At 61.6% G+C, this 11,629-nt stretch carries 10 protein-coding genes; 5 read left to right on the forward strand and 5 right to left on the reverse strand.

From position 1 onward, the window contains the following. Positions 1 to 31: 31 nt before the first annotated feature. The 3 genes from GN300_RS24835 to GN300_RS24845 form a co-directional block, all read right to left on the reverse strand. A complete protein-coding gene (locus GN300_RS24835) occupies positions 32 to 823 on the reverse strand; it encodes an ABC transporter permease subunit (protein WP_007732982.1) in 792 nt (263 codons plus the stop codon). Continuing rightward, positions 823 to 1,797, reverse strand: a complete 975-nt coding sequence (locus tag GN300_RS24840) for an ABC transporter ATP-binding protein (RefSeq protein WP_042919882.1) — start codon at positions 1,795 to 1,797, stop codon at positions 823 to 825. Before GN300_RS24840 ends, GN300_RS24835 begins: the two co-directional genes overlap by 1 nt. 81 nt (positions 1,798 to 1,878) lie before the next feature. Further along, complete coding sequence (locus GN300_RS24845) at positions 1,879 to 2,934, reverse strand: serine/threonine protein phosphatase (RefSeq protein WP_030536453.1); 1,056 nt, start codon at positions 2,932 to 2,934, stop codon at positions 1,879 to 1,881. Positions 2,935 to 3,400: 466 nt separating this feature from the next. On the opposite strand from GN300_RS24845, the gene GN300_RS24850 reads away from it, so the two are divergent. Genes GN300_RS24850 through GN300_RS24860 form a run of 3 tightly spaced genes read left to right on the forward strand, consistent with a single transcriptional unit; the run spans position 3,401 to position 7,467 of the window. Further along, entirely contained in the window at positions 3,401 to 4,021 is a 621-nt protein-coding gene (locus tag GN300_RS24850) for a TetR/AcrR family transcriptional regulator (protein ID WP_030536452.1), read from the forward strand. Continuing rightward, complete coding sequence (gene kstD / locus GN300_RS24855) at positions 4,021 to 5,769, forward strand: 3-oxosteroid 1-dehydrogenase (protein ID WP_058038738.1); 1,749 nt, start codon at positions 4,021 to 4,023, stop codon at positions 5,767 to 5,769. The genes GN300_RS24850 and kstD overlap by 1 nt, the downstream gene beginning before the upstream one ends. 15 nt (positions 5,770 to 5,784) lie before the next feature. Next, positions 5,785 to 7,467 carry an ATP-binding cassette domain-containing protein gene (locus tag GN300_RS24860; RefSeq protein WP_003944811.1) on the forward strand — a complete coding sequence of 561 codons (1,683 nt, stop codon included), beginning with the start codon at positions 5,785 to 5,787 and terminating at the stop codon, positions 7,465 to 7,467. A gap of 17 nt (positions 7,468 to 7,484) precedes the next feature. Here GN300_RS24860 and GN300_RS24865 read toward each other — a convergent pair whose 3' ends face one another. Beyond that, positions 7,485 to 8,132 carry a hypothetical protein gene (locus tag GN300_RS24865; protein WP_058038739.1) on the reverse strand — a complete coding sequence of 216 codons (648 nt, stop codon included), beginning with the start codon at positions 8,130 to 8,132 and terminating at the stop codon, positions 7,485 to 7,487. Between the two features lie 441 nt (positions 8,133 to 8,573). Here GN300_RS24865 and GN300_RS24870 point away from each other — a divergent pair, with 441 nt between their 5' ends. After that, positions 8,574 to 9,128, forward strand: coding sequence for a transglycosylase family protein (locus tag GN300_RS24870; protein ID WP_003944949.1), 555 nt, complete (start codon positions 8,574 to 8,576; stop codon positions 9,126 to 9,128). 12 nt (positions 9,129 to 9,140) lie between these two features. On the opposite strand, the gene GN300_RS24875 is transcribed toward GN300_RS24870, so the two are convergent. Continuing rightward, positions 9,141 to 9,872 (reverse strand): TetR/AcrR family transcriptional regulator, encoded by a 732-nt coding sequence (locus GN300_RS24875; protein WP_003944898.1) that lies wholly within the window; start codon positions 9,870 to 9,872, stop codon positions 9,141 to 9,143. Between the two features lie 197 nt (positions 9,873 to 10,069). On the opposite strand from GN300_RS24875, the gene GN300_RS24880 reads away from it, so the two are divergent. Next, positions 10,070 to 11,629 carry an amino acid permease gene (locus tag GN300_RS24880; protein WP_042951823.1) on the forward strand — a complete coding sequence of 520 codons (1,560 nt, stop codon included), beginning with the start codon at positions 10,070 to 10,072 and terminating at the stop codon, positions 11,627 to 11,629.

Raw genomic sequence — 11,629 nt, forward strand, 5'->3', positions numbered from 1 at the left:
CAGTTTTGGTCTTGGTCGGTTTGCGACTCGGTCAGGCGTCGCGCTTGTTGACGACGGCGATGCTGATTCCGAATATCACCAGCACAAACGCTGCGAAGTAGAACAAGCTTCCCCAAGGGCCCCAATGGAAATTGGTGCTCGAACCCGAAGAGAGGAAGTGGTCGGCGTTGGCGAACGGGAGGAACGGTGTGACGTTTCTGCCGAAGGATCCGAACATGCCGAACAGGCTCTCGATGAGCAGTGGCCACAGCAGCAGTAGTGCAATGGCGCCTGCGGACTGACGAAGGAGTGCTCCGACGGCGATGGCAAGGGCAACGCAGAGGAACGCGAAGATCGGTACGCCGTAAACGGCGCGCCAGGCGTCGGCGTTGTCCAGTGCCAGATTGGTGGAACCTTCAGAGCCTGCCGCAGCTTTGGTGATGAATACCGCGCCGAGCATGAGAACGAAGGACAGCACCGCGCCGAAAGCCCCGATCAGGCAGGCTTTGGCGATCAGAACCGAAGCCCGACTCGGGATGGCCTGGAAGGTGGTACGGATGATGCCGAAGCGGTACTCGCTGGTGATCGCGAGCGCCGCCATGATCATCAGGACCATGACGCCGAATCCGGATACTCCTAGCCCCGCGTCGTTGAACGTGGGGAGGAATTTCTCGAAATCAGGAGTTCCTGATGCGGCTTCGTCGTTGTACGCCTGAATGCTCGAACTCGACGAACGCCCGATCATCCAGGCGACGCCCAACCCTAGGACGATGATTGTGATCGTGCACCACAGCGGCGACTTGGTCGTGGTGATCTTGATACGTTCAGCACTGAGAACAGCCATTACAGTGCACCTCCCATAGCGTGCTGTGTGTTTGCGTGGTGGGCTCCGGCGCCCGGATCGATACCGGATGCGTGGTACTGGACATCGTCCCCGGTCAACTTCATGAACGCATCCTCGAGCGATCCCTGCACAGAAGCCAACTCGTGCAACACGATTCCCTGCGAACCAGCCAAACCACCGATCACATCGGTGGTCGAATCCACGACCACCAACACCGGCTCCGATCCTGAATGTTCCTCGCGGACAGTCAGTCCCTGGGCAGTCAATGCGGCATGGAGAGCGTCCAATTGTGGGCTGCGCACGCGCACCGTCGACTCCGACGAACGATCCACGAACTCCGCGACCGTCGAATCCGAAATCAACCGACCCCGACCGATCACCACCAACTGCTCCGCCGTGAGCGCCATCTCCGACAGGAGGTGACTCGACACGAGCACCGTGCGGCCCTCGGCCGCCAACCGCTGCATGAACTTACGAATCCAGACGATGCCCTCCGGATCGAGACCGTTGACCGGCTCGTCGAACAACAACACCTTCGGATCCCCCAACAGCGCACCCGCCAACCCCAGACGCTGCGACATACCGAGCGAGAACCCGCCGGCCTTCTTGCCCGCCACCTCGGACAATCCGACCAACCCGAGCACCTCGTCGACGCGGGACTTCGGGATCCCGTTCGAAGCAGCCATCCACTGCAGATGTGCACGCGCGCTGCGATTGGGGTGCACCCACTTCGCATCCAGCAACGCACCCACCGTCCGCAACGGCGTCTTGAGCTCGCGGTACGGCTTGCCCTCGATCAACGCCGCACCCGACGTCGGCTGATCCAAACCCAGGATCATCCGCATCGTCGTCGACTTGCCTGCACCGTTCGGGCCCAGGAAGCCCGTCACGATGCCCGGCTTGACCGTGAACGACAAGTCGTCCACCGCTTTCGTCGGTCCGTAAACCTTGGTCAATCCCCTCAGTTCAATCATGAGGAGAACTGTGCCCTACCGGCACTGACCAGCACATCGGTCCCGAGGATGACATGAACCCTGAGATGTGAATACGGCAGTTCAGGGAAAACCCTGTGCTCGACCGGAAGTCGGAACTGGCGCGGCATGCGGGTAGGGCGCATCGAAGTCGCCGTCGAACAATCGCCAGTAGAAGTCGTTCATCCTCGCAGCGACGGGCGCGTGCCGTGTCACGATCGCGGCCACCTCTGGTGTCACATCACCTGGAATATGACCTGTGGCGCATCGTCGTACGTACTGGTTGCGGGCGACTGGTCCGCCGCTCGTCGGCCTCGGTACCCCGCAGACCTCGGTCACCAGCCAGTTGACCAGAAGCATGGCGGCGTAGTCGGCGTCATGAGTGGCGTGGCGCCGGACGAAGTCGTGCTCGGCAGTCGACAGGTCGAAGTGTGGGGATGTGGCCAGTCCGAAGTCGGTGAGATAGATCCGCTCCATGTCGGTGCGCATGTTGCCGAAATGTCCGTCCATGTGCAGCAACTGTCGATCGCGCAAGAATGCCACGATCTCCGAAAACTGTCGCTCGACTTCGGCAGCTTTGGCGGACGGGTTGTCTTCCAGCCAATTCGAGATCGGGTGTTCGATGTACTCGCAGAACAGTACGAGGCTGCACGGCGCAGCGGCAAGCGCTTCGAGACGGGTCCGCACTTCACGGCTGGCGCCGGCGGTGTGAACGGAATCGATGTCGGCGTGTTCGGCCGCAACGGGCGAACGTCCGGGAAGTATCCGCCAGTGGTAAAGCATTGGGAACGACTGTGTTTCGCCGGCCAGAACGGCATCGGTGACCACGATGTTCGCGGCCAGTTCTCGCCAGGCGTTGAAGCTTGGGCCACCAATGCCGTACTGGCAGAACGTCGGCAGATCGAAATGGTTGGAAGTAGAGCCCACCTCGGCGATTTCCCGCACGCTCAGTGGGATGCGTTTGGTGAATACCGGAACGCCGTTGAGCCTGTTGTCATAGACCCTGATCACTCCTGCGGCGCCACCTACGCCGACACTCGAGATTTGAACGGTGTCGACCAGTCGGGCCAGTTCGACATCGTTCTGGGAAGACAGGAACGCCGACAGCTTTCGGTGGCGGTCAATCCTGACGTCTGTCATTCCACGACTGTGCCACAGGCTCGTCCGGCTTCGATTTCGCGGAGCCGCCTGTCGAAGTCACCGATTCTGGCGGTGTCCTCGTAGTAGTCCTCTTGCTCGATGATCTTTCCCACTTGGTCCGAACGAGAAGCACTGTTCGATTTCGATAGATGACGGCGCCGTCGGGGCCAAGGGCTCGGTCGTCGAAACGGGCGAGCAGGGTCATGCGCCAGAGTGGACCACCGAAATACGCTTCGGTGACCGCGCCTTGAAGCCCCGCATCGACAAATTGTTGGAGAAACGTCTCGATTCGGTCCCCATCGCTTCATCTTCGAAGCTTGTCGTGGCATCGAATGCCCTGTCAACGATGTGCCCGGGTCTGCTGATATCTGACAGAGAATTGGATATTGACAGTGACTGTCACAATAGGTGAGACTCGCATTATCGAGAATGGCCGGATCTCGGCCGAGGCGGGAGGACGTTGCTGATGTCACTACGGGAGAGACAGCGGTTGCAGGTGCGAGCAGACATTCAACGTGCGGCATTCGATCTGTTCGCGCGTGACGGTTTCGAGGATGTGACCACCGAGCAGATTGCGGCGGCAGCGGGGGTATCGGCGAGTACGTACTTCCGGCACGTTCGTAACAAGGAGGATCTGCTGTTGGATCCGGTCAGGCAGGGCGGCGCCGGAATCGTGACGCTGCTCGAGGATCGCCCGGCATCCGAGTCGGCTGATCTTGCGATCTCGCGGGCAATCCTGGAACGCTCCAATGCTTTCGAGTCCTCGGAGATCGATCAGTGGCGAGCAGCGTTCCGCACCGCGCCGCACCTGATGGATCGAGTCGCCCTGATCGCGCCCGAGCATCGTGATCGGTTGGTCGAGTTGGTGGCACAACGGATGTACCTCGATCCGGAAAATGACAGCCGCCCAGGACTTCTCGTTCATTTGATGTTGGCAGCGGCGGAGTTCGGTTATCGGCAATGGATACGTAACCCTCACAAGCGCGGGGCATCACTTCCCGTGTGCGTCGAGGGGGCGCTCGACGCAGTTCGGGGATCCCGGTGGCACACGCAGGACGAAGATGACACGAAAGGTCGTGACCAGTGATGGACGAGAACTCTCAGGGCGCCGCGCCGCCCGTAGTGGATGTCGTTGTTGTCGGATCGGGGGCTGCCGGCATGTCCGCAGCCATCACCGCAGCCCGCAACGGACTCTCGACGATACTCGTGGAGAAGTCCGAATACTGGGGCGGTTCGTCGTCCCGGTCCGGGGGCGGCGTGTGGATTCCGGGAAACTCGATACTTCGCCGCGAGGCACCGAAAGATGATATCGACTCTGCGCGAACATATCTGAAGAGCATTGTCGGAGAGGATGCAGACAGCGACCGAATCGACACGTATCTCGATCGAGGTCCGGAAGCCCTCGATTTCCTGATTCGTCACTCTGCACTCGAGCTCGAATGGGTGAAGGGTTACTCCGACTACTTTCCCGAGGCACCTGGCGGACGTGCAAGCGGCCGCTCGTGCGAGCCGCGCCCGTTCGACGCGCGAGCTCTGGGCGACGATCTTGCGACACTTCATCCGCCGTACATGAAGGTTCCGCTCAACATGGTTGTCCAACAATCTGATTACCGTTGGCTGAGCACGGGGATCCGGCATTGGCGGGGTCCGGTGCGGATGCTTCGGGTAGGAATGAGATCCCTGGCCGCAAGAGCTCGGAAGAAGAAGCTGATCGGGCTCGGGCCGGCGCTCATGGCCGAACTGATGCTCGGAGTTCGGGACGCCGGAGTGACGGTGGAGCTCGGGACGAGGCTTGTGGATTTGGTGACCGACAGTGATCGTGTCGTGGGTGTGCGACTCGAGTCCGGGGGAGTGCAGACCACCATGCACGCTCGATGCGGTGTCATCCTCGCGTGTGGCGGGTTCGACAACAACGACGACATGCGAGGCGAGTACCAGCGACGGCCGAGTAGCGCGCAGTGGACTCTCGGGGCACCGACCAATACCGGGGATGGCATCCGTGCAGCTCTACGCGTCGACGCCGCAATTTCGTACATGGACGACGCGTGGTGGGCCCCGTCGATTCCACTGCCCAAAGGCCCGTGGTTCGCCTTGGCGGAACGCTCGTTGCCTCGCAGCCTCATGGTCAACGCCAGCGGTCAGCGCTTCATGAACGAGTCACTTCCCTATGTCGAAGCGGCACACGCCATGTTCGGCGGAAAGTACGGCCGAGGTGAAGGACCCGCTGAGAACATCCCGGCTTGGCTGATCTTCGATCAGACGTACCGTGACCGTTACCTGTTCGCGGGGGTTCCGGCGCGCAGGCCGATACCTCGGTCGTGGATCGAATCGGGTGCGATCGTGCGAGCTGGATCGATTGCCGAACTCGCTGCCGAGATCGGAGTGCCGGGCGATGCGCTGTCCGCGACCATCACACGATTCAACAGTCACGCGCGCGACGGAGTCGATCGCGACTTCGGCCGTGGGACAAGCAGATACGACCACTACTACGGCGACTGCACCAACAGGCCCAACTCCAGCCTCGGAGAACTCACGAAGGGTCCGTTCTATGCCGCGAAGATGGTGCCTGGAGACCTGGGGACCAAAGGCGGCATCAACACGGACGCTCGCGCGCGAGCGTTGCGCGCCGACGGTTCGGTCATCGACGGGCTCTATGCAGCAGGTAACACCAGCTCACCGGTGATGGGTCATACCTATGCCGGTCCAGGTGCAACTATCGGTCCCGCAATGGTTTTCGGATATCTGGCGGCGCTCGATGCGGTCGGACGATCCCGCGACGGTAGTGAGCTCGAGACCGAAGGCAGGAATAATGGTTTGGCAGATCGCCGTGGGTAGGGTTCTCTTGACAGCGTGACCCACCTCAACATCGCCGACGTCGACTACTTTCTCCCTGATGGTCGGCAACTGCTCAGCGGTGTCAGCTTTCGGGTCGGCAACGGTGCAAAAACTGCACTGATAGGCCCCAACGGGACTGGTAAGACGACGTTGCTCCGCATTGTCGCCGGAGACGTCGTCGCCGACGAGGGCGCTGTCACTCGATCCGGAACACTGGGCGTGATGCGGCAATTCGTCGGCCAGGTTCGCGACGAGTCCACCGTGCGCGATCTTCTGTTGTCCGTCTCGCCGGCACGGATCCGGGACGCAGCACTGGCGCTCGATACGGCAGAAAACGCGATGATCGAGCGCGACGAGGAATCAACTCAAATGAAGTATTCGCATGCGCTGGCCGATTGGGCCGACGTGGGCGGCTACGAGACCGAAGACTTCTGGGACAAGGTCACTACCGCGGCTCTCGGTGTTCCCTATGACCGTGCGAAGTGGCGCGCGGCCAACTCCCTCAGTGGTGGCGAGCAGAAACGGTTGGTTCTCGAAGCACTGTTCGCTGGGCCCGACGACGCACTCCTACTGGACGAGCCGGACAACTACCTCGATGTTCCGGGCAAGCGATGGCTGGAAAAGACGATCTCGGAATCGTCGAAAGTGGTTTTGTTCGTCAGCCACGACCGCGAACTGATCGCCAACGCGGCCACCCACATCGTGACGCTCGAGCCCGGAATCAGCGGCGCAACGTCGTGGACGCACGGCGCTGGGCTGGCCAGCTACCACCAAGCCCGCGAGGATCGCAACGCTCGATTCGAAGAACTGCGCCGACGCTGGGACGAGGAGCACGCGAAATTACGTGCCCTGGTTCTGCGATTGCGTGAAAAGGCCAAGTTCAACGACGGCGTCGCTGCGCGGTATCACGCCTCGCAAACCAGGTTGGCGAAGTTCGAGGAGGCAGGGCCACCCGAAGCGATTCCACTTCAGCAGAAGGTGACGGTTCGGCTGGCGGGCGGGCGAACCGCCAAGCGCGCGTTGGTATGTCAAGATCTCGAGCTGACCGGATTGATGAAGCCTTTCGACACCGAGATCTGGTACGGAGATCGGGTTGCCGTGCTGGGCTCCAATGGATCCGGAAAGTCGCATTTCCTTCGGCTCTTGGCGGGTGGGGGGACCGATCCGGGGAGCGAGCATCTGCCCGTCGAGGCGCTCGACATCGCGCCGGTCGAGCACGGGGGTACTGCGACGCTGGGTGCCCGGGTACGTCCCGGATTGTTTGCGCAGACACACTCCAGGCCCGATCTGACCGGAAACACGCTGCTCGAGATCCTGCACATGGGCGACGAACACCGCAGCGGAATGGGACGCGAAGCGGCGAGCCGCGCGCTGGACCGTTACGGATTGTCCCAAGCTGCGGAACAGAAGTACGACGACCTGTCCGGCGGTCAGCAGGCACGATTGCAGATCCTGCTCCTCGAGCTCTCCGGCGCCACGATGTTGTTGCTCGACGAACCGACCGACAACCTTGACCTTCATTCGGCTGACGCGCTCGAGCAGGGCATTGCTCAGTTTGCCGGCACGGTCATCTCGGTCACGCACGATCGCTGGTTCGCGCGCGGGTTCGACAGGTTCCTCGTCTTCGGATCGGATGGGAACGTGTACGAGAGCGAGTCGCCGGTGTGGGACGAGGCCAGGGTCGAACGAGCGCGCTGAGATCGAGCAGCCACTCCCTACCTGGGGAGAGGCGGCAGCTCGTTGATCATCGCGCGAAGGAGGCCCGGATCGCTGCGATCCGATCGAGGCGGGGGACAGCGCGAAAGATCGAGCTGTGTCGGAAAGCGCCACACAACGCGACCTGGATCTACCCTGTTCACCGCCGAGTACCAGTGGGTGAGGGGCTCGGCGAGCGCCGCGTGAAGCTCGAAATGCCGTCGTCGGCGGCTGGGGTCTCCTTCGCGCTGAAGTAGAAGCTGCCCCGGTGACGGTATCGAGATGACGGTCAGATCCGCGAAACCCAGTTCGAGGTGCTCGAAAGCTGTCTCGACTGCCGCGAGCTCGTACTCGAATCGCTCCCGAGGTGCTGCGCCCACCGCAGCGAGACACCAGCTGTAGTGCAGTTTCAGCGGGTCGCTGTCGCAGAGCGCGATACCGGTTCTCGCTTCGAGATCTTCCGCTTGCGACCATCGCTTCGAATTGACCGTTGTCCAGTAACTTGCCTGCACTTCGAGGTTGGTTCCATCCGGTTCGAACCCGGTGGGCTGATATTCGGCCACGAATTCCTCGACGACCGATTCATTCGTCATCTGGGCTCGGCACCAAGTGGTCTTGCCGGCGGCGCTGGGTCCTTCTACTGCGATGATCACCAGTTGATTCTCCATAACGATTGGGGCGGTTGGTTTTTGCCCGTTGCCAGGAATCTCTTAACATCCGAAGGGGGCTCCTTCGTGGTCCGACACGGCCCTTTTTCGGTGCGGTGGGTCACAAAATCGCAGTGACGGTTGACACATAACGGACGGATAACGATCGGTATGGTTGAACCTCGAATCAACTAGTTGACCTGTGGTTATTTCTTGAAACTCGACTGAATCTGGTACGGCAGTGCCGGAAACTTGCCCCGTGACCAATCCGTGACCATCACCTACGGTCGTTGACAGCCCGAAACTACCGGGCAAACACCGACCCGCAACTGCGTGCTTCTGCCCCGCGGGTCCGGTACTCCCGAAACCTTCGCGGGGCAGGAGTGAAACAGACGAGTCGATCGACTAGACGTGAAAGCGTCCGGGCCGACCTCGTCCGCGGTAGCGGAGAGGATTTACCCAATGACCAGCATCACCTTCAAGCGCGCCCTCGGCGCAGTTGCAACCGCAGGCGCAGTCGTCGCGATCCCGCTCGCCATGAGCACCGGCACCGCTTCGGCAGCCGGCCACGACTGGTCCGGAGTCGCAAACTGCGAGTCCTCCGGTAACTGGGCCGCCAACACCGGAAACGGCTTCTACGGTGGTCTGCAGTTCACGCAGAGCACCTGGAACGCATTCGGTGGATCGGGCAACGCTGCCAACGCCAGCCAGGCCGAGCAGATCCGTGTCGCCGAGAACGTTCTCGCAGGCCAGGGCGTCGGCGCATGGCCCGTCTGCGGTCAGTACCTGACCACCGGCACCACCGCAGGCAACTACGAGGCCGCAGCCGCCCCCGTCACCGCTGAGGCTTCCGTCGAGTCGGCTCCGGCAGCAAGCACCGGAAGCGGCAACTACGTGGTCAAGGCAGGCGACACCCTGTCGAAGATCGCTGCTGCACACGGCATCTCGCTCGAGAACCTCGCCAGCCAGGTTCCGAACATCAACCTGATCTTCCCGGGACAGTCCCTCTCGGTCTAGTCACGTGGCCGTTTAGGTCCTCAATGCGTCGAAATTGTCCGGAGCTGATGCAGCCCCGGACAATTTCGGCGTTTCTGCGTTCGCAATGAGCGTTGCCGCTTCCGTATGGATGGGGTCAAGATCCTGGCGCCACCCAAGAATGTGCAGCGCCGACCCGGCGATGACAGCTGCGTCGGGAATCGGGGTGCCTTCGAGCGCGTCGGCTCGCGCGCTGATCACACTTTCTACCAGGCGAAACGGAAGCTCGGCCAGGTGCGTTGATGATGGATCGTCAATCGCGTCGAGCACATCCTGGGCGAGTGCCCGGTATTGCTCGCGAAGCCGATCGCGATCGGCTCGGAACGACATGAACCTGTCACTTCTCAGTTCCGGTAAGAGATAAAGGACGCCGAGGTTCCACCGTCCGGTGATCAGTTGTGCCGCGTCGATGTACGAAAGTGCGTAAAGCTTCACCTCGGGTGCGGTGTCGAGTGGCCTGAGATTCTCCGCGAAGTCGAGCGCCGGCGTCACGGTGTCGGCGAGCAGTGCAACCAGAATGTCGTCCTTGGTGGCGAAATGGTTGTACAGCGACGCCTGACGCATTCCGACTGCTTCGGCGATGTGGCGTGTGGACGTCGCGGCGAAGCCTCGGGTGGTGAACAGTTCAGCGGCTGCATCCAAGATCTCCGCCCGGGCAGTGCCACCCGGGCGTCGGCGAGCGGTCAGGCGGGGTCTTCCGGGGCCGGCGTTGGTCACGCCTTCCATAGTGGCAGGCTGCGGCCTTACGTGCGGGATGGCCGCCGCTGTGAGCATTCGGTCACGTGCTCGAAACGTACTCAACGAGCCTGTTACAGAATCAGGCGAATCGTATACGCGGGCGTCACCTGCGGCGAGTGGATTTCGCGAAAACTATCAATCGACAGTTATTCGCCTCTGAATCGCTTCGCCGAAGGAGTACGCCGTTGAGTGCAACCACCCCGGCTGCGCAGCCCACCACCGCATCCGCACTCGCCTCTTCGCCTCACGACGACGGTGACCTCGCGGAGTTCGGCTACGAGCAGCAGCTGCATCGATCGCTGGGAAAGTTCGCGTCTTTCGCCGCGGGCTTCTCCTTCGTCTCCATCCTGACCACGATCTTCCAATTGTTCGGCCTCGGTTTCGGTTTCGCGGGTCCGGCGTTCTTCTGGACCTGGCCCGTCGTCTTCATCGGTCAGTTCATGGTTGCTCTCAACTTCGCGGAACTTGCTGCCAGATATCCGATTTCGGGCGCCATCTACCAGTGGTCGCGGCGGATGGGTGGTGAAATCGTCGGCTGGTTCGCCGGTTGGTTCATGATTCTCGCTCAGATCGTCACCGCGTCCGCCGCCGCGATCGCCTTGCAGGTCGTGCTCCCCAATGTGTGGAGCGGGTTCCAGATCATCGGCGAGGACAGTGCACTCACCTCCTCGAGCGGTGCTGCCAATGCCGTACTGCTCGGTTCGGTACTTCTGGTTCTGACCACCTTCATCAACTGCATCGGCGTCAATTGGATGTCGCGTATCAACAACATCGGCGTGACCTGCGAAATCGTCGGTGTCATCGCAGTGATTGGGATGTTCTTCACCCACGCTCAGCGCGGACCGGACGTCGTCTTCGACACCGGCAGTGCCGGCGGTCAGCCCGGATACGCCTGGGCGTGGATCATGTCCGGACTGATGGCTGCTTACGTCATGGTCGGCTTCGGTTCGGCAGGCGAACTGGCCGAGGAGACCCGCAACCCCCGACGCGTCGCACCTCGTACGATCCGGCTTGCACTGTCCGCTTCTGCGCTCGGCGGCGGCTTGATGATCCTCGGCGCGTTGATGGCAGCGCCCTCACTCACCGACGGACGCCTGGCCACGGAAGGTTTGCCGTACGTACTGACATCGATTCTCAGTTCCCCGTGGGGCACGGTCTTGTTGATCGACGTCTCGATCGCAGTGTTCGTGTGCACCTTGGCCATTCAGACTGCTGCTTCACGGCTGATGTTCTCGATGGCCCGCGACGGGCGGCTTCCTGCCTCGCAGGTACTGGCAAAGGTCAACCCCCGCACCGGAACACCTATCGCGCCGTCCGTCCTCATCGGTCTGGTCTGCATTGCCGTCCTGGCCGTCAACGTGGGCAACTCGGCAATTTTTGCAACCCTGTCCAGCGTATGCATCATCTTGATCTACTTGGCCTACCTCATGGTGACCGTGCCGCTGCTGGTTCAGCGTCTCAAGGGATGGCCTCGCACGGCAGTCGGCCCCAAGTTCGACGCCGAAGGCAAAAAGCTTTTCTCCCTGGGCATCTGGGGAGTTCCGGTCAACATCGCCGCGGTTGTGTACGGCGCGCTGATGGTGATCAACCTGTCCTGGCCACGAGCCGAGATCTTCAACCCCACCGGGGAGTACCCCATTCTGCAGTGGGCCGCGCCCATCACGGTAGCGCTGGTCGTGGGGCTGGGAGTCGCTTGCTTCCCACGTGGCCGCGCCACCCCGAATCCCGTCACGATCGGAGCCTGA

It is taken from the genome of Rhodococcus sp. Ni2, from assembly GCF_021352185.1.
Classification (GTDB): Bacteria; Actinomycetota; Actinomycetes; order Mycobacteriales; family Mycobacteriaceae; genus Rhodococcus_F; species Rhodococcus_F qingshengii.

What these genes read in the sequence shown, in the direction of transcription:
- GN300_RS24835 (WP_007732982.1), bottom strand. Translation starts at nt 823, where the DNA reads ATGGCTGTTCTCAGTGCTGAACGTATCAAGATCACCACGACCAAGTCG.
- GN300_RS24840 (WP_042919882.1), bottom strand. Translation starts at nt 1,797, where the DNA reads ATGATTGAACTGAGGGGATTGACCAAGGTTTACGGACCGACGAAAGCG.
- GN300_RS24845 (WP_030536453.1), bottom strand. Translation starts at nt 2,934, where the DNA reads ATGACAGACGTCAGGATTGACCGCCACCGAAAGCTGTCGGCGTTCCTG.
- GN300_RS24850 (WP_030536452.1), top strand. Translation starts at nt 3,401, where the DNA reads ATGTCACTACGGGAGAGACAGCGGTTGCAGGTGCGAGCAGACATTCAA.
- kstD (WP_058038738.1), top strand. Translation starts at nt 4,021, where the DNA reads ATGGACGAGAACTCTCAGGGCGCCGCGCCGCCCGTAGTGGATGTCGTT.
- GN300_RS24865 (WP_058038739.1), bottom strand. Translation starts at nt 8,132, where the DNA reads ATGGAGAATCAACTGGTGATCATCGCAGTAGAAGGACCCAGCGCCGCC.
- GN300_RS24870 (WP_003944949.1), top strand. Translation starts at nt 8,574, where the DNA reads ATGACCAGCATCACCTTCAAGCGCGCCCTCGGCGCAGTTGCAACCGCA.
- GN300_RS24875 (WP_003944898.1), bottom strand. Translation starts at nt 9,872, where the DNA reads ATGGAAGGCGTGACCAACGCCGGCCCCGGAAGACCCCGCCTGACCGCT.